Raw genomic sequence first — 229 nt, forward strand, 5'->3', positions numbered from 1 at the left:
GGAAATCAATACAAATATTTTCGATGGTGATAAGCCCGGTGCCGCCTTTGGCCCGCAGTTCGTAGTATTCCAGCTGTTCCTGCGACACCTCGCCATTGAGCGTGGCCATATTGGTGCCCATAGGGGGCATAATAATGCGGTTTTTTAACGTCATACCGTTGATGGTCAACGGACTGAAAAGGTGCGGATAGTGGCTCATCTCTTCTCTCCACAGGAGGCCGGGAGGCCG

1 protein-coding gene is annotated in these 229 nt (G+C 52.4%); it reads right to left on the minus strand.

From position 1 onward, the window contains the following. On the minus strand, window positions 1-199 hold a 199-nt coding region (locus tag FLQ03_RS00265; protein ID WP_144374176.1), incomplete at its 3' end, for an oxidoreductase. Window positions 200-229 lie beyond the last annotated feature (30 nt).

Source organism: Vogesella urethralis, from assembly GCF_007644045.2.
GTDB lineage: Bacteria > Pseudomonadota > Gammaproteobacteria > Burkholderiales > Chromobacteriaceae > Vogesella > Vogesella urethralis.